The sequence below is a fragment of the Microbacterium sp. NPDC090007 genome (genome assembly GCF_044748345.1).
In the GTDB taxonomy this organism is placed as follows: domain Bacteria; phylum Actinomycetota; class Actinomycetes; order Actinomycetales; family Microbacteriaceae; genus Microbacterium.
This window is the reverse complement of record NZ_JBIVFV010000001.1, coordinates 1,350,891-1,367,436: the sequence shown is the minus strand read 5'-3', so window position 1 is coordinate 1,367,436 and position 16,546 is coordinate 1,350,891. Positions and strand designations below refer to the sequence as shown.

Annotated in this window: 14 protein-coding genes; 10 read left to right on the top strand and 4 right to left on the bottom strand. The window is 73.9% G+C overall.

Translation table 11 applies throughout. The features are described 5' to 3' along the window. Window positions 1-80 precede the first annotated feature (80 nt). The 8 genes from ACIPVB_RS06325 (at window position 81) to ACIPVB_RS06290 (ending at window position 10,315) form a co-directional block, all read left to right on the top strand. A complete protein-coding gene (locus ACIPVB_RS06325; protein ID WP_400367666.1) occupies window positions 81-1,418 on the top strand; it encodes a glycerophosphoryl diester phosphodiesterase membrane domain-containing protein in 1,338 nt (445 codons plus the stop codon). Further along, window positions 1,415-2,074 (top strand): DUF4129 domain-containing protein, encoded by a 660-nt coding sequence (locus tag ACIPVB_RS06320; protein WP_400367665.1) that lies wholly within the window; start codon window positions 1,415-1,417, stop codon window positions 2,072-2,074. The genes ACIPVB_RS06325 and ACIPVB_RS06320 overlap by 4 nt, the downstream gene beginning before the upstream one ends. Then, window positions 2,071-3,240: a DUF4350 domain-containing protein gene (locus tag ACIPVB_RS06315; protein WP_400367664.1), complete on the top strand. Its 1,170-nt coding sequence runs from the start codon at window positions 2,071-2,073 to the stop codon at window positions 3,238-3,240. The genes ACIPVB_RS06320 and ACIPVB_RS06315 overlap by 4 nt, the downstream gene beginning before the upstream one ends. Before the next feature lie 95 nt (window positions 3,241-3,335). Beyond that, window positions 3,336-4,265, top strand: a complete 930-nt coding sequence (locus ACIPVB_RS06310; RefSeq protein WP_400368195.1) for an AAA family ATPase — start codon at window positions 3,336-3,338, stop codon at window positions 4,263-4,265. After that, entirely contained in the window at window positions 4,265-5,566 is a 1,302-nt protein-coding gene (locus ACIPVB_RS06305; RefSeq protein ID WP_400367663.1) for a DUF58 domain-containing protein, read from the top strand. The genes ACIPVB_RS06310 and ACIPVB_RS06305 overlap by 1 nt, the downstream gene beginning before the upstream one ends. 125 nt (window positions 5,567-5,691) lie before the next feature. Beyond that, window positions 5,692-6,714, top strand: a complete 1,023-nt coding sequence (locus tag ACIPVB_RS06300) for a 3-oxoacyl-ACP synthase III (protein ID WP_400367662.1) — start codon at window positions 5,692-5,694, stop codon at window positions 6,712-6,714. Next, the gene (locus ACIPVB_RS06295) at window positions 6,711-9,359 is read left to right on the top strand and encodes an alpha/beta fold hydrolase (RefSeq protein ID WP_400367661.1); all 2,649 of its coding nucleotides are present in this window, start codon (window positions 6,711-6,713) and stop codon (window positions 9,357-9,359) included. The genes ACIPVB_RS06300 and ACIPVB_RS06295 overlap by 4 nt, the downstream gene beginning before the upstream one ends. Continuing rightward, window positions 9,356-10,315 (top strand): NAD-dependent epimerase/dehydratase family protein, encoded by a 960-nt coding sequence (locus ACIPVB_RS06290; RefSeq protein ID WP_400367660.1) that lies wholly within the window; start codon window positions 9,356-9,358, stop codon window positions 10,313-10,315. The genes ACIPVB_RS06295 and ACIPVB_RS06290 overlap by 4 nt, the downstream gene beginning before the upstream one ends. A 208-nt stretch (window positions 10,316-10,523) precedes the next feature. Here the strand turns inward: ACIPVB_RS06290 and katG are convergent, their stop codons facing one another. The 3 genes from katG to ACIPVB_RS06275 form a co-directional block, all read right to left on the bottom strand. After that, window positions 10,524-12,776, bottom strand: a complete 2,253-nt coding sequence (gene katG / locus ACIPVB_RS06285; RefSeq protein WP_400367659.1) for a catalase/peroxidase HPI — start codon at window positions 12,774-12,776, stop codon at window positions 10,524-10,526. Beyond that, window positions 12,773-13,234, bottom strand: coding sequence for a Fur family transcriptional regulator (locus ACIPVB_RS06280; RefSeq protein WP_400367658.1), 462 nt, complete (start codon window positions 13,232-13,234; stop codon window positions 12,773-12,775). Before ACIPVB_RS06280 ends, katG begins: the two co-directional genes overlap by 4 nt. A gap of 72 nt (window positions 13,235-13,306) precedes the next feature. Further along, a complete protein-coding gene (locus ACIPVB_RS06275) occupies window positions 13,307-14,302 on the bottom strand; it encodes a stage II sporulation protein M (protein ID WP_400367657.1) in 996 nt (331 codons plus the stop codon). 16 nt (window positions 14,303-14,318) lie between these two features. Here ACIPVB_RS06275 and ACIPVB_RS06270 point away from each other — a divergent pair, with 16 nt between their 5' ends. Further along, a complete protein-coding gene (locus ACIPVB_RS06270; RefSeq protein ID WP_400367656.1) occupies window positions 14,319-15,149 on the top strand; it encodes an RDD family protein in 831 nt (276 codons plus the stop codon). Window positions 15,150-15,227: 78 nt separating this feature from the next. Here ACIPVB_RS06270 and ACIPVB_RS06265 read toward each other — a convergent pair whose 3' ends face one another. Further along, complete coding sequence (locus tag ACIPVB_RS06265) at window positions 15,228-15,434, bottom strand: DUF3499 family protein (RefSeq protein ID WP_400367655.1); 207 nt, start codon at window positions 15,432-15,434, stop codon at window positions 15,228-15,230. 593 nt (window positions 15,435-16,027) lie between these two features. On the opposite strand from ACIPVB_RS06265, the gene ACIPVB_RS06260 reads away from it, so the two are divergent. After that, on the top strand, window positions 16,028-16,459 hold the full coding sequence (locus tag ACIPVB_RS06260) for a hypothetical protein (protein ID WP_191966730.1): 432 nt from the start codon (window positions 16,028-16,030) through the stop codon (window positions 16,457-16,459). Window positions 16,460-16,546 lie beyond the last annotated feature (87 nt).

The following is a 16,546-nucleotide window of genomic DNA, read 5'->3' as shown; positions in this document are numbered from 1 at the left end:
ACGTGCCTGCGAGCGGGGCGAGCGTGTCGGGGGTGTGTGACACGATGAGGACACCCCCACGTGGACGAGGAGGCGGCACCGTGAACGCGTATCCGGCCTGGACCCCGGCATCCCGCCCGGGAATCGTGCCCCTGCACCCCTACGGCTTCGGGACGATCCTCGGTCGCTCGTTCGTCGCGCTGCGGCAGAACCCCCGGGTGCTCCTCGGCTTCGCGCTGATCGTGCAGGCCGTCGCCTCGGTCGTGCTCACCGCCGCGATCGCCGGGGTCGCCCTGGCGAGCTTCTCGCGCCTCGACACCGTCACGCCCGGCAGCGACGACTTCGACGCGATCCTGACCGGCTCCATCGTGATCACCGCCGCGACGGCGCTGGTCCTGGGCCTGGCGAGCGGCGCGCTGGGCGTCGTCGTACAAGGTGTCGTGGTGGCCGAGGTCGCCCACGCGGTCGTCGCCGAGAAGCCCACGCTCCGCGCGACCTGGGCGCGCGTGAAGCCCGTCTTCTGGCGGCTGATCGGCTACAGCGCCCTCGTCCTCGCGGTGACGGTCCTGGTGGTGGGCCTGCTCGCGGGCATCGTCGCCCTGGTCGCCTTCGCTCTCGGCTGGGTCGCCGTCCTGGTCGGCATCCTCGCGATCCTCGCGCTGATCCCCCTGTACCTCTGGCTCGCCCCCAAGCTCTTCCTCGTGCCCTCGGCGATCATCCTGGAACGGGCGGGCATCGTCCGCGCGATCGGGCGATCGTGGGCCCTCACCCGTGGACGCTTCTGGTCGACGCTCGGAGTGATCGTGGTCATCTCCGTCGGCTTCAGCATCGTCGCGCAGATCATCTCGATCCCGCTCAGCCTCGTCGCCGGGATCGTCCCGGGCATCCTCGCCCCCACCGGAGACGACGCCGTCGCCGCGATCGTCGGCACCATCGTGCTGCAGGTGGTCGGACAGTTCGGCATCCTGCTCGTGCAGTGCATCGCCCTGGTGGTGCAGTCGACGTCGGCCGTGCTGGTCTACGTCGACGCCCGGATGCGCGTCGAGGCCCTCGACCACGATCTGCAGAGCTACGTCGAGGCCCGCGACGCGGGAGCGGACGAGCTGGCGGATCCATACCTGGTGGGAGTGGGGCGCGTGGTGACGCGACCGGCGCCGATCGCGGTGGGGGCACCGCCCGCGTACGCCGGGTACGCGGCACCGGGGTACGGAACACCGCCCGGGTACGCGACGCAGCCGTCCGCGCCGCCCGTCGCGTCACAGCCCGGGTACGGAGCACAGCCGGGGTACGCGACACCGCCGTCCGCGCCGTCCGCGCCGCCCGTCGCGTCACCGGCTCCGCCGTCGGACCCGCCGGTCGACCTCCCGCCCGCCCCCGGGTCCTCCTCCGCCGCCGCGCCCGACTCGTGGGCGCCCCCCGGATCGAACGGCGACGCGTGAGCGTTCCCGCTCCACGGATCGGCGCCGTCCTGCCCCTGCTGCCCGACCCCGACCAGGCGCGCCAGTGGGCCGAGCAGGAGCTCTCCGACCCGGCCTATCGAGCCGCCGAGCCGACGCTCGTCGACCGCGTCTCGCAGGCCGTCGCGCGGTTCATCAGTGACCTCTTCACCGTCCCCGACACCGGAGGCTGGGGCCCGTGGACCTTCGTGGTGCTCGGCGTGATCGTCGTCGCGCTCGTGGTGGTCGCCCTCCTGATCTGGGGACGCCCCCGCCTCGTCCCGCGCGCGGCCCCGGCCGCGCACTCCCTCTTCGACGCCGACGACACCCGCTCCGCCGACGAGCTGCGCGCCGAGGCCGCCGCCGCGGCCGCCCGCGGCGCCTGGGACGACGCGATCGTGCTGCGCTTCCGCGCGTTCGCGCGCGGACTCGCCGAGCGCGGCCTCGTCGACCCGCCCCCGGGGGCGACCGTGCGCGCCTTCGCGCGAGCCGCGAGCGCGGCTCTGCCCCCGCTGGCCGACCGCCTCGACACCGCCGCCGACACCTTCGACGACGTGCGCTACCTGCGCCGTCCGGGCACCGCCGACAGCTATCGGGTCGTCGCCGACCTCGACGACGCGGCGGTACGGGCGCGACCGACGCCGGCGGCCCCCGCGTGACCGCGCTCGCGACCGCGCCTGCGCGCTCCCGGCGCCGCAGCGCAGGGGGGTGGATCGCCCTCGTCGGGAGTCTGCTGCTGGTCTCTCTGATCGGCGGGTCCTTCGTCTACGGCGGCTACGCGCAGCGCGGCATCCTGGACCCGGAATCCGCCGGCCCGGACGGTACCCGGGCGGTCGTACGGCTGCTCGAGCAACAGGGCGTGCGGGTGGAGGTCGCCCGCGACCGCGGCGCCGCCGAACGCGCCCTCGCCGGCGGGGGCGCGACGCTCGTCCTGCCCGACGCGCCGATGCTCTCGGACGACGGCCTGCGCGTTCTGGCGGAGCGTGCCCGTCACGTCGTGCTCGTCGACCCCCGCACCCGGTCCCTCGACCTTCTGCTGGCCGGCTCGTCGCTCGGCTCGTACGCGGGCGACATCGCCGTCGCCGCCGCGTGCGACGTGCCCGCGGCGCAGAACGCGCGCACCGCGCGCGTCGGTTCGCTCTTCGTCCCCGGCACCGGCGTCCAGGGGTGCTTCGCAACCGACGGCGGGTACGGCCTGCTCACCGTCGCCGAGGCCGACCGCACCGTCACCGCGATCGACGGCCTCGCGACCGTGACCAACGCCGCGCTCCCCCGCGACGGTGACGCCGCCCTCGCCCTGGGCGTGCTCGGACAGAGCGAACGACTCGTCTGGTACGTGCCGTCGCCCGGCGACGCCGACCCCGGCACCGCCCCTCCGACGATCTCCGAGCTGACCCCGCCGTGGGTCACGCCCGCCATCGTCCTGCTGCTGGTCTCGGCCCTCGTCGCGGCCGTCTGGCGGGGGCGCCGCTTCGGCCCGCTGGTGACCGAACGCCTCCCGGTGACCGTGCGGGCGAACGAGACCACCGAGGGCCGCGCGCGTCTGTACGCCTCGTCGGGCGACGCTGCGCACGCCCTCGACGAGCTGCGGCGAGCCGCGCGCGCCCGTATCGGTCGTCTGCTCGGCCTCGCGCCGCGCTCCGCCCCGGCGGATGTCGCGGATGCCGTCGCCGAGCGCCTGGGGGCCGAACGGGCGCGCGTGCGCGGCATCCTCATCGACGACCAGCCCCGCACCGACCGCGAGCTGGTCGCGGCCGCCGATCGACTCCGCGACCTCGAGGCGAGCGTGCGCGCCGCCGTCCGAACCGAAGGGACCACCCGATGAGCGACACCCCCGACACCCCGGCCTGGCCCGCACCCGCGCAGGCGACGCGCGTCGCCGCCGAGACCGCGGCCGACCACGCGGCGTTGCGCGACGCGATGCACCGAGTGCGTCTCGAGGTCGGCAAGGCCGTCGTCGGTCAGGACGGCACCGTCACCGGCCTGCTGATCGCCCTGCTCGCGCGCGGGCACGTCCTGCTCGAGGGCGTCCCCGGCGTCGCCAAGACGCTGTTGGTGCGCTCGTTCAGCCGCGCGCTGGGCCTCGACACGCGACGCGTGCAGTTCACTCCCGACCTCATGCCCGGCGACGTCACGGGCTCGCTCGTCTACGACGCGCGTGCGGGCGGCTTCGACTTCCGCGCCGGCCCCGTGTTCACCCACGTGCTGCTGGCCGACGAGATCAACCGCACGCCCCCCAAGACGCAGGCGGCCCTGCTCGAGGCCATGGAGGAGCGGCAGGTGTCGACCGACGGCGAGAGCCGGCCCCTGCCCGACCCCTTCCTGGTCGCGGCCACGCAGAACCCGATCGAGCACGAGGGCACGTACACCCTTCCCGAGGCGCAGCTGGACCGCTTCCTGCTCAAGCTCCTCGTCGACCTGCCCGGCCGCGACGCAGAGGTCGACGTGCTGCGTCGGCACGCGGACGGCTTCGACCCCCGCCGCCTCGGCGACGCCGGTGTCGAGCCGGTGGTCACGGCATCCGAGATCCTGGCCGCACAGCGCGCGGCGGCCTCGGTCGCCGTCGACGACGACCTGCTCGGGTACGTCGTCGACCTCGCCCGGGCGACCCGGCAGAGCCCGTCGGTGCTGCTGGGGGTGAGCCCGCGCGCGACGACCGGTCTGCTCGCGGCGGCCAAGGCGTGGGCGTGGCTCGGCGGGTACCCGGCGATCACCCCCGACCACGTGCAGACCATGCTGGTGCCCGTCTGGCGTCACCGCATCCGCCTGCGGCCCGAGGCCGAGATCGAGGGCGTCTCGGTGGATGCCATCCTCACCTCCGTCCTGCAGCAGACCCGCGTGCCGATCTGATGGTCGTGACCGGCCGCCTCGCCCTGCTCGTCGCCCTCGGTGTCGTGCCGCTCGTGGTGTTCGCCGCGGGCGGCGCGCCCGCGTGGGTCGTCGCGGGCGGGTGGGTGCTGCTGTGCGCGGTGCTGACGGGCGTTGACGTCGCCCTCGCGGCCGACCCGCGCCGGGTCGAGATCACCCGCACGCACCCCGACCGCGCGTTGCGCGACGAACCGGTCGCGGGCGAGATCCGCGTGCAGAACCGGGGCTCGAGACTGCTGCGCGCCCGCGTCCGCGACGCCTGGCAGCCGACCGCGGGGGCCCCCGCGGCGCGGCAGAGTCTCGTCGTCCCGCCCGGGGAGCGCCGCGGCGCGCCGCTCCCCCTGCTCCCCCGCCGTCGCGGCGAGCTGCGCAGCGCGTTCGTCGTGGTGCGCGCCATCGGCCCCCTGGGCCTGGCCGGACGCCAGGCGCGGCAGGACGCGCCCGCGCGGTTGCGCGTCCTCCCGCCGTTCACCTCGCGTCGGCACCTGCCGTCGCGGCTGGCGCGCCTGCGCGAGCTCGACGGCAACACCACGCTGCAGGTGCGCGGCCAGGGCACCGAGTTCGACAGCCTGCGCGAGTACGTCCGCGGCGACGACGTCCGCTCGATCGACTGGCGGGCCACGGCCCGCGCGGGCACGACCATGCTGCGCACGTGGCGCCCCGAGCGCGACAGACATGTCGTGATCGTCATCGACACGGGGCGCACGGCCGCCGCCCGCGTCGGCGACGGCGTCCGGCTGGACGCCGCGATGGAGGCGGCGCTGCTGCTGTCGGTCCTCGCCGCACGGGCGGGCGATCACGTGCACCTGCTCATGTTCGATCGCGTCACCCGCGCCCGCGTCACCCGGGTCGACGGCACGCAGCTGCTGCCCGCCCTGGTGGATGCCATGGCCCCCGTCGACCCGCAGCTCATCGACACCGACTGGGATGCGGCCCTCGCCCAGGTGCGCGGACTGTCGGTGCGTCCGGCCCTCGTGGTGCTGCTCACCGCCGCCGACGATCCGGAAGCGGCGCGGGGTTTCCTCGCGGCCCTCCCCGCCGTCGCCCAGCGCTCGCGCCTGCTCGTGGCCACGGCCACGGACGGCCCGGGGGACATCCCGGTCCATCGCGATGCGGCGGACGTGTACGCCGCCGCGGCGGTCGAGCGGGCCCGTCATGACGCCCAGCGCGTGCGCGACGCGGTCGTGCGCGCCGGCGGAGACGCGGTCTCGGCCTCCGCCGACGAGCTGCCGCCCCTGGTCGCCGACCGCTACCTGGCGCTCAAGGCCGCGGGGCGCCTCTAGCACGTCCAGCCCGCATGCAGCCCGCGACATACGTCCCGGCTTATTCTGGGGGGTACCCTTCCAGCCGTCAGCGTGTCCCCTCCGCGCGCGGCCTCGCCGTCTACGCACAGGATGCGGGAGCTCTCTTGCCAGGTAACGCCACCACGCACTTCGACGATGTGGCCCTCGTATCGGTGGCGAGCGTCCTGCCCAGCCGCGTCACGACGTCGGACGACATCGAGGAGCGTCTGGCTCCCGCGCTGAAGCGCCTCAAGCTCAAGCCGGGGCTGCTGCGCCGCGTGGCGGGAGTGAACGAGCGCCGCAACTGGGCCGAGGGCGAGTCGTCCGACGAGGCCACCATCGCCGCGGGCAAGCAGGCCCTGGCCGAGGCCGGTGTCGACCCGAGCGAGATCGGGCTGATCATCAACACGTCGGTCACCCGCAAGCACCTCGAGCCCTCGGTCGCGGTCCGCCTGCACCACGGCCTGGGATTGCCGAGCTCGGCGATCAACTTCGACGTCGCCAACGCGTGCCTCGGTTTCATCAACGGCATGAGCCTGGCGGCCGGCATGATCGAGTCGGGCCAGGTCAAGTACGCCCTGATCGTCAACGGCGAGGATGCCGACGAGATCCAGGTGAACACCATCAACCGCCTCGTGCGCGAAGACCTCGACCGCGACGCCTTCATGCAGGAGTTCGCCTCGCTGACGCTCGGCTCCGGTGCCGCCGCGGCCGTCCTCGGTCGCGCGAGCGACCACCCCGAGGGCCATCGCATCGTCGGCGGCGTGACGCGCGCGGCGACGCAGTTCTACGACCTGTGCGTGGGCAGCGTCGACGGGATGTTCACCGACGCCAAGGCGCTGCTCAAGGGCGGTCTCGACCTCGTCGTCTCGGCGTGGAAAGAGGCCAAGGACGAGTTCTCATGGACCGGCATGGACCGCTACGTCACCCACCAGGTGTCGTCGGTGCACACCTCGGCGATCGTCCGCGCGGCCAAGCTCGACCGCGAGCGCGTACCCGTGACCTATCCGAACCTGGGCAACGTGGGCCCGGCATCCATTCCCATCACCCTGGCCGCCGAGCAGAAGACGCTGCGCCGGGGCGATCGCGTGCTGCTGATGGGAGTGGGCTCCGGCTTGAACACCGGCATGCTGGAGCTGGCCTGGTGAGCCGTCCGCGCGTGACCGGCCCGCAGGCCACCCTTCCGCCCGCGGGGCTGCCCGGACTCGACCCCGCCCTCTCCCGTCTCGTCGGCGTCGACGGCGTCCTCGCCGATGCCGGCGCGACGCGCACCTGGCACGTGCTCGACACGGGCGACGCCCTCGCCCAACGGGGCATCGAGCCGGTGGGCACGATCGTGGCGGTCCACGGCAACCCGACCTGGTCCTACCTCTGGCGGGCCCTGGTCACCGCCTCGCTCGCGCGCGCCGACGCGGGGCGCACCGCCTGGCGCGTCGTCGCCGTCGACCAGCTCGAGATGGGCTTCTCGGAGCGCACCCCCCTGCGGCGCACGCTCGGGCAGCGGATCGCCGATCTCGACGCGCTCGTGAGCGAGCTCGGCATCCCGGGGCCGATCGTCACTCTCGGGCACGACTGGGGCGGGCCCGTCTCGCTGGGGTGGGCGGTCGAGAACCGCGACCGGCTCGCCGCGGTGATGGCGCTGAACACCGCCGTCCATCACCCCGAAGGGGCGGCTCTGCCGTTCGCGCTGCGCGTGGCGACCGCGCGGGGCATGCTCGCCGCCGGCACGACGGGGACGACCGCGTTCCTCGACGTCACCCTGGCCCTGGCCGACCTCGACCCGGCCGTGCGCGCGGCGTTCCGCAGCCCGTACGCGACCGTGGCGCGCCGCCGCGGCATCGGCGGGTTCGTCGCCGACATCCCGGCGACGCCCGAGCACGAGAGCACTCCGGCGCTGCACCGGATGTCGGCGGGCCTGCGCGAGCTGACGGTGCCGGCGCTGCTGCTGCGCGGACCGAAGGACCCCGTCTTCGGCGAGGACCACCTCGACGACCTGGCCGAGCGGATGCCGCACGCCGACGTGCACCGTTTCGAGGGCGCCGGCCACCTTATCGCCGAGGAACGCCCCTACGCCGAGGTCGTCCTCGACTGGCTCGACGAGAAGGTGACGGATGCCGCGCCGGAACCGTCGCGGCGGACCCGCACCAGACGCCGGTCGGCCGAGGCGTCGACCGGGCGCCTGTGGGACGCCCTCGCCGCCCGCCGCGACGACGACGACACCGCCGTGATCGACATGAGCACCCCGCGCGACGCCGAGCCGCTGCGGGTGAGCTGGCGTCGGTTGGCCGCCCGTGTCGACGAGATCGCGGCCGGGCTCGACGCGTTCGGCGTGCGGGCCGGCGACCGCGTGTCGCTGCTCGTGCAGCCGGGTCCGACGCTGACCGCCGCGCTGTACGCGTGCCTGCGCATCGGGGCCGTCGTCGTCGTCGCCGACCGGGGTCTGGGCATCCGGGGTCTGTCGCGCGCCGTGCGGGGCGCCGTGCCCGACGTCGTGATCGGCGAGGCCGCGGGACTCGCCGCGGCGCGAGCCCTCGGGTGGCCCGGCCGCCGCATCTCGGCCGCTTCGCTGCCCGCTGCCGCGTCGCGCGCGCTGGGCGTCGAGGCGAGCCTGTCCGATCTCGCGCGCGCCGGTCGCGGCCGTGCGCTGCCCGAGCCGCCGGCGGCCGACGCCGACGCGGCCGTGCTGTTCACCTCGGGCTCGACGGGTCCGGCCAAGGGCGTCGTGTACACGCACGCGCAGCTGACGGCGCTGCGCGACACCCTCGCCGCGCACTTCGGCGTCACGGCAGAGACGGGCCTGGTCACCGGTTTCGCCCCGTTCGCGCTGCTCGGCCCGGCCCTGGGCACCCGGTCGGCGACGCCCGACATGGATGTGTCCGCCCCGCGCACGCTCACCGCGGCCGCCGTCGCCGCTGCCGTGCGGGCCTCGGACGCGCGCATCGTGTTCCTCTCGCCCGCCGCCGTCGCCAACGTCGTGGCCACCGCGTCGGAGCTGACGGATGCCGATCGCACGGCCCTCGAGCGCGTGCAGACGTTCCTGTCGACCGGGGCCCCCGTCGGCGTCGACCTGTTGCGGCGCGCGCAGGCCCTGATGCCGAACGCGGTGGCGCACACCCCCTACGGCATGACCGAGTGCCTGCTCGTCGCCGACGTGACCCTGCCCGAGATCGAAGCCGCTCACGGCGACCGGGGTGTCTGCGTGGGCCGACCGCTCGGAACCGGCGAGGTGCGCATCTCGCCGCTCGACGAGCGCGGACGAGCGGCGGGCGACACGATCACCGACGCCGGTGTGACGGGCGAGATCGTCATCTCGGCGCCGCACCTCAAGAGCGGGTACTTCCGTCTGCACCTCACCGACCGCGAGGCGCGCCGCGGCCTCGGCGAGCGGTGGCACCGCACGGGTGACGTCGGGCATCTCGACGCGGACGGCCGCCTGTGGGTCGAGGGGCGCCTCCCCCACGTCATCACCACCGCCGACGGCCCGGTCACCCCGGTCGGGGTCGAGCAGGACGTCGAAACCGTCCCGACCGTCTCCCGCGCGGCGGCCGTCGGCGTGGGACCGGCGGGGCGGCAGGTCGTGGTCGCGGTCGTCGAGGCCGGAACCCGGCGGCCGGGGCTGGCATCCCCCGATCTGACCGACGCCGTGCGCGCGGCGACCGCGCAGCGCCTGGCCGCGGTCCTGGTGGTCCCGACCCTGCCGACCGACATCCGCCACAACTCCAAGATCGACCGCTCCCGCGTCGCCGCGTGGGCCGAACGCGTCCTCGCCGGCGAGAAGCCGAGCGCGCTGTGAGGGTCCTCGCCACCGGCGCGTCCGGCTTCCTCGGGCGGGCCGTCGTCCGCGCACTGCACGACGCCGGACACACCGTGCGCACACTGCAGCGCCGCCCCTCGGGCGTCGACGGCGCCGAGGACCGCCTCGGCTCGGTGACGGATCCGGATGCCGTGGCATCCGCCGTGTCGGGTGTGGACGCGGTCGTTCATCTGGCCGCGAAGGTCTCGCTCGCGGGCGATCCGGCCGACTTCCGCGCGGTCAACGTCGAGGGCACCCGCACGCTGCTCGACGCCGCGGCCGCCGCGGGGGTCCGACGCCTCGTGCACGTGTCGTCGCCGTCGGTCGCGCACGCGGGTCACGCCCTCGCCGGCGTCGGCGCCCAACCCGCCGACCCGGACTCCGCGCACGGCGAATACGCCCGCACCAAGGCCGAGGCCGAACTCCTCGCGCTCTCGCGCGCGGGTGGCGACACGGCCCTCGTGGCGATCCGGCCGCACCTGGTGTGGGGGCCGGGCGACACGCAGCTGATCGCGCGGGTCGTCGCGCGCGCCCGCCGGGGCACGCTGCCGCTGCTGGACGGCGGCACGGCGTTGATCGATTCCACCTACGTCGACAACGCGGCATCCGGGATCGTCGCCGCCCTGGCGCGCGCCGAGGACGTCAGCGGCCGGGCCTACGTCCTGACCAACGGCGAACCGCGCCCGGTCGGCGACCTGCTCGCGGGCATCTGCCGCGCGTCGGGGGTCGCCCCGCCGCGCTTCAGCGTGCCGGCGGGTCTCGCCCGGGCAGCCGGGTCGCTCATCGAACGCGTGTGGGCCGTGCGACCGGGGCAGGACGAACCGCCCATGACGCGCTTTCTCGCCGAGCAGTTGTCGACCGCGCACTGGTTCGACCAGACCGGGATCCGCCGCGATCTGCGCTGGAGCCCGACGGTGTCGCTCGACGAGGGGCTGCGGCGGCTGTCCCGCGCCTGACCCCGCCCGCCGGCCGGCACCTCGTCCCCCGTCCGGCGGGCGTAGGTCCCACCGATGGTCACCCGGCGCAGCCCCGACCGACCGCAAGGGGGACGAGGTCGCAAGCCCCGCCGCACGGCAGCCGCCCCGGCCACACGGCAGAAGGCCCGCCCCGCGAGGGGGACAGGCCTTCCGCATGCCGCGACGACCGAGCCGCAGCGGACCGCGCTCAGACCAGGTCGAACCGGTCGAGCTCGGTGACCTTGCGCCACGCGGCGACGAAGTCGCGGACGAACTTCTCCTTCGCGTCATCCGAGGCGTAGACCTCGGCGAGCGCGCGCAGCTCGGAGTTCGACGAGAACACGAGGTCGACGCGGGTACCGACGCCGACCTTGTCGCCCGAACCGTCCTTGGTGCCGATGAAGGCGTGCTTGCCGGCGTCGAGCGGCTTCCACGTGGTGCCCAGGTCGAGCAGGTTCGCGAACACGTCGTTGGTCAGGGCACCGGGGGTGTCGGTGAACACGCCCCAGTCCGAGCCGTCCCAGTTCGCGCCGATGGCCCGCAGGCCGCCGACCAGCACGGTCATCTCGGGTGCGGTCAGAGTGAGCAGGTTGGCCTTGTCCAGCAGCAGGAACTCCGCGGGCAGGCGCGTCTCGCGCGAGGCGTAGTTGCGGAAGCCGTCGGCGATCGGCTCGAGCCAGCGGAAGGACTCGATCTCGGTCTGCTCCTGCGTGGCGTCGGTGCGGCCGGGGGCGAAGGGCACCTCGACCTCGACGCCGCCGGCGAGGGCGGCCTGCTCGACCCCGGCGTTACCGGCGAGCACGATCAGGTCGGCGATCGAGACCTTCTTCTCGCCCTCAGCGTCGAACGCGGCCTTCACATCCTCGAGGACGGAGAGCACGGATGCCAACTGCTCGGGGTTGTTGACCGTCCAGTCCTTCTGGGGCTCGAGGCGGATGCGCGCGCCGTTCACACCGCCGCGCTTGTCGCTGCCGCGGAAGGTGGATGCCGCGGCCCAGGTCGTCGTGACGAGCTGCTGCACCGACAGGCCGCTGTCGAGGATCCGCTGCTTGAGCGTCGCGGCATCCGCGGCGTCGATCAGGGGGTGGTCCACGGCGGGCACCGGGTCCTGCCAGACGAGCACCTCGGCGGGGACCTCGGAGCCGAGGTAGCGCTCGCGCGGACCCATGTCGCGATGGGTCAGCTTGAACCAGGCGCGGGCGAAGGCGTCCTGGAACGCGGCGGGGTCCTCGGCGAAGCGCCGAGAGATCTTCTCGTAGGCGGGGTCGACGCGCAGCGCCAGGTCGCTCGTGAGCATGCGCGGCTCGCGACGTCCCTCGGAGTGGGCGAGCGGCACCATGTCGGCTCCCCCGCCGTTCTTCGGCCGCCACTGGTGGGCGCCCGCGGGGCTCTGGAAGAGCTCCCACTCGTAGGCGAACAGGATGTGGAAGAACTCGTTGTCCCAGCGGGTCGGGTGGTAGGTCCAGGTGACCTCGAGACCGCTGGTGATGGTGTCGTCGCCCTTGCCGGTGCCGTGGCTGTTCTTCCAGCCGAAGCCCTGATCCTCGATGCCGGCGGACTCGGGGTTGACGCCCACGTTCGACTCCGCGCCGGCGCCGTGGGTCTTGCCGAAGGTGTGGCCACCGGCGATGAGCGCGACGGTCTCTTCGTCGTTCATCGCCATGCGCCCGAACGTCTCGCGGATGTCGTTGGCGGACAGCTGCGGGTCGGGGTTGCCGTTGGGACCCTCGGGGTTGACGTAGATCAGCCCCATCTGGACGGCGGCGAGCGGCCGCTCGAGCTCGCGGTCCCCGGTGTAGCGGTCGTCGCCGAGCCAGGTGGTCTCGGGACCCCAGTACACATCGTCGTCGGGCTCCCACACGTCGGTGCGGCCGCCGGCGAAACCGAAGGTCGGGAAGCCCATGTCCTCGAGCGCGACATTGCCGGCGAGGATCATGAGGTCGGCCCACGAGATCGACTGGCCGTACTTCTTCTTGACCGGCCAGAGCAGTCGACGCGCCTTGTCGAGGTTGACGTTGTCGGGCCAGCTGTTCAGCGGGGCGAAGCGCTGCATGCCGGCGCCGGATCCGCCACGCCCGTCGGTGACGCGATAGGTTCCGGCGCTGTGCCAGGCCATGCGGATCATGAGGGGGCCGTAGTGGCCGAAATCGGCGGGCCACCAGTCCTGCGAGGTCGTCATGACCTGCTGCAGATCCTTCTTGACGGCCGCGAGGTCCAGGGCCTCGAAGGCCGCGCGGTAGTCGAAGTCCTGATCGAGCGGGTCGCGCTGGGCGGTGTTCTTGGCGAGGATCTTGACGTTCAGGCTCTCGGGCCACCACACGCGGTTGGCCGATCCCTGGGTGGGGTGCGGCAGGGCGCCGGCGGGCTCGCTGTCGGCGGGGGCCTCGCCCGTGCCCAGGCGGCTGTTGTCGGGGGCGGCGCCGTCGTGGAAGACGGGGCATCCGTTCAGAGTGTCGCTCATCGGGATCCTCTCGGGTTCTCTTGGTCGGATTCCGCTCGGCAGTCGGGGCACACGCCCCAGAACGTCACCTCGGCCGTCTCGATGACGAAACCGCTCCCCTCCGGCGCATGCAGGCACGGCGCTTCGCCGACGACGCAGTCCACGTCGTCGATGCGTCCGCACCGGGTGCACACCACGTGGTGGTGGTTGTCGCCCACGCGCAGCTCGAACGTGCCGGAGTGACCGGCCGGTTCGATGCGTCGGGCCAGACCCGCGTCGGCGAAATCGCCGAGCGCGTTGTACACCGATTGCTTGCTCGTTCCGGGGAGGAGGCCGACCAGACGCGCGTAGACGTCGTCGGCGGTGGCGTGCGGCCGGTCGCGCAGGGCCTCGAGCACGGCGACACGCGTCGCCGTCACCCGCAGCCCGGCTCCGCGGATGAGGGCATCCGCGGCGGCGTCCGGCTGACTGTCGAGCATGCGACCCAGCCTAGCCAGTTTTGAATGAATCAAAAATGACACGCCGGGGAACGGTCGGGAACCCGGATGCCGTCACCCGGCCGTGAGCGTGGGAGTCCCCGCCTCGTACTCGGTGACATCGCCCGTCTCACCGGCCCGGGCCGCGCGCCGGCCCACCCCCAGCATGTAGAACAGGAGCACCCCGAGCGCAGCGGCACCGATCGCGATCTTGATCGGCCACGGCCACTCGCGCGGGGTGACGAAGCCTTCTACGACGCCCGACAGCGCGAGGGCGAACACCAGTCCCACCGCGACGGTCGCGAGCGAGCGACCGGCGGCGGCGAGCGCCGCGGCGCGCGTGCGACGCCCCGGCGCCACCCAGGCCCAGAAGATCTGCAGCCCCGCCGCACCGGCGACGAAGATCGACGTGAGCTCCAACAGGCCGTGCGGGAGGATGAACTGGAAGAAGACGTCGGCGCGGTCGAAGGCGATCATGATCGCCGCCGAGCTGCCCACGCCCACCGCGTTCTGCATGATGACCATGACGGGCCAGAACCCCGTCACCCCGAACAGCACGCACTGCGCGGCGATCCAGGCGTTGTTGGTCCACACCGTTCCGGCGAAGATCGCATTCGGGTTCTCGCGGTAGTAGCTGACGAACTGCTCGTCGGCGTAGTTCTGCAGTTCGCTCTGCGACCCCAGGGCCGCCACGGCGGCCGGATCGCCCGAGATCCACAGGGCCACGAGCGTCGACACGGCGATGAAGAACAACGCCACCGCCAGCGTCATCCACCGCACGCGGTACAGCGCCGCGGGCAGCTGGAGCACGAAGAACCGCGGCAGCTGCTTCAGGACGTTGTCGCGGACGCCCGTCAGACGCAGTCGCGTGCGCGCGAGCAGGATCGAGACGTGATCGCCCTGGTCGGTGCGCCCCGCCGAGGTCTTGATGTCGGCCAGGTCGGCCGAGGCCGCACGATAGCGGGTGACGAGCTCGTCGACCTCGGGTCCGCTCAGTCGCCGGCGCCGGCCCAGTTCGTCCAGTCGCGCCCACTCGTCGCGCCGGGCGGCCGTGAGGGCGTCGAGGTCCATGTGGTCAACTGTACGCATGGCTTCGCCCTCGACCCCCGCGCCCGCGGTCGCGCTGGTGCACACGCACGCGGACGAAACGCTCACGGGCGAGGCCGTCGCCCTCGACGTGCAGCCCGTCGGCTTCTTCTTGCGCGCGGTGGGGGCGCTCATCGACCTGCTCGTCGGCGCGGTGGTCCTGGTCGGGGGCGTCCTGCTGCTGGGGGTGCTGATCGATCAGGGCGTGATCGCCGAGTCGGCGGTGAACATCGGGGTGATCTCGCTGATCGTGCTGGTGTTCGTCGCCCTGCCCACCGCGGTCGAGACGCTCTCGCGCGGGCGCAGCCTCGGTCGTCTCGCGGTGGGCGCCCGTATCGTGCGCACCGACGGCGGCGCCGCCGGATTCCGGCAGGCGCTGATCCGCGCCCTGACCGGGGTGCTCGAGATCTGGTCCACCCTCGGGGCGATCGCGGCGGTGGTCGGGATCTTCACCCCCCGCGCCCAGCGCCTGGGCGACCTGCTCGCGGGAACCGCCAGCGAGCGCACCCGGACCAGACCCCTCCCGCCGGCGGCGCCCGGCATCCCTCCCGGGCTCGAGGCGTGGGCCGCGATCGCCGACGTCTCGCGACTACCCGACCGGTTGGCGGCGCGCGTCTCTCAGTTCGTGCGGGGTGCCGCCGCGCTCGAGCCCTCGGCTCGCGCGCGCGTCGCCGCCCAGCTGGCCGAGGCGGTGCGGCCGTTCGTCTCCCCCGTGCCCGAGACGGATGCCGAGACCCTCGTCCGCGCGGTGTCGGCGGTGCGGCGCGACCGCGAGTACCGCGCCCTGCTGCTCGAGAACGAGCGGGCCGCGGCCCTCACCGAACGCGCCTGAGGCGGCGCATCGCGGAGCGCGGGGAGACGACGGGCACCACGATCGGAGGATCGCTGCGGGCCCGGGGCCCGGCATCCGTCAGGTGCGCAGCGTTTCGTGCCGCACGACGACCCATCCCTTGGGGACCGACAGTCGGTCGGCGTGGATCGCGCACAGGTCGTGCGCGTGCGGGTCGCCCGCGCGCCCCAGGGGGCCGAGCGCCGCCATCTGGTCGCCGTAGTCGTAGGTGAGGGTGCTCATCGCCTCGCGGGCGCATCCCACCTTCGAGCAGAGTCTGTCGCGCATCGCGGGTCAGCCTAGCCAGCCCCCACGGCACCGCCGCGACGCCGCGCCGCAGCGTCGGGCTTCGGGACGCGGGGCGGTGGACGGGCCGGGTGGGGGTGGATGGGGCGGGGGCGGGGAGGGTGGACGGGGCGGGGGCGGGGAGGGTGGACGGGCGGGCCGAACCGTGCACAAAGGCGGGCGGATGCCGGGACACGCCGCACTCGTGCGCTCACACGCGGCGTGTCCCGGCATCCGCCCGCCGTTGTGCCCGGCGATCCCTCCCGCCAGTCATGCCGGACGAAAGCGGGCCGTGCGAGGAGGCGGGCGACCACCCGCAGTCGGGCCCCGCAGAGGGCGGGCGGCGGCCGGCACCGGGCCGCGCACAACGGCGGGTTGATTCCACGACACGCCGCCCGACCCCACCCTCACCCGGAATGTCGCCCCCACCTCCCGCCGTTGTGCACGGCAACCCCGCCCGGCCACACCCGGCATGTCGCCCCCAACTCCCGCCGTCGTGCCCAGCGATCCCTCCCGGCGACCCCACCCACCGGCGACCCCCACCCTCGGCCCCGATGCCCGTCCCCCCGCTTCGGCGAACGTAGGATGGCTGCATGATGCGTCGGCGTTCCCGCGAAGCGCGACCGGTCGTCCGTCCGTCGCGTCACGGTCGTCACGGCCGCGAGAACCGCAGCCCGGTCGTGCGTCCCCCGCTGCCCCCGATCGACACCCGCGTCGAGCGGTTCGACATCGCCGTGGGCGCCGCCGCGGAGTTCCTGCGGTCCGCGTGGTCGGACCTGCGAGAGGTGTCGTTCGAGATCGGGATCATGCCCCCGGCGGCGGCCGACGGCATCCCTCGATGGACGGTGCTGCGCGACGAGAAGCGGATCATCCTCTACCGCGTGCCGATCGAACGCCTCGGGCACCCGCATCACGACGACGATCTGCACCGGCGGATGATGATCGAGGGCGCCGTCTTCCGGGCGGCGGCCGAGTACCTCGACCGCGACCCGTGGGATCTCGGCCCCGAGCGCTTCCGCTTCTTCTGACCCGCGGGCTCCACCGGCGCCGCACGCCGAGAACACCCCTCCCCCCGACCCGCGCCATCCAGCGGCGCCGCGCGAGAGGGACGCCCG

What these genes read in the sequence shown, in the direction of transcription:
- katG (WP_400367659.1), bottom strand. Translation starts at nt 12,776, where the DNA reads ATGAGCGACACTCTGAACGGATGCCCCGTCTTCCACGACGGCGCCGCC.
- ACIPVB_RS06305 (WP_400367663.1), top strand. Translation starts at nt 4,265, where the DNA reads ATGGTCGTGACCGGCCGCCTCGCCCTGCTCGTCGCCCTCGGTGTCGTG.
- ACIPVB_RS06265 (WP_400367655.1), bottom strand. Translation starts at nt 15,434, where the DNA reads ATGCGCGACAGACTCTGCTCGAAGGTGGGATGCGCCCGCGAGGCGATG.
- ACIPVB_RS06280 (WP_400367658.1), bottom strand. Translation starts at nt 13,234, where the DNA reads ATGCTCGACAGTCAGCCGGACGCCGCCGCGGATGCCCTCATCCGCGGA.
- ACIPVB_RS06260 (WP_191966730.1), top strand. Translation starts at nt 16,028, where the DNA reads ATGCGTCGGCGTTCCCGCGAAGCGCGACCGGTCGTCCGTCCGTCGCGT.
- ACIPVB_RS06310 (WP_400368195.1), top strand. Translation starts at nt 3,336, where the DNA reads ATGCACCGAGTGCGTCTCGAGGTCGGCAAGGCCGTCGTCGGTCAGGAC.
- ACIPVB_RS06270 (WP_400367656.1), top strand. Translation starts at nt 14,319, where the DNA reads ATGGCTTCGCCCTCGACCCCCGCGCCCGCGGTCGCGCTGGTGCACACG.
- ACIPVB_RS06275 (WP_400367657.1), bottom strand. Translation starts at nt 14,302, where the DNA reads ATGGACCTCGACGCCCTCACGGCCGCCCGGCGCGACGAGTGGGCGCGA.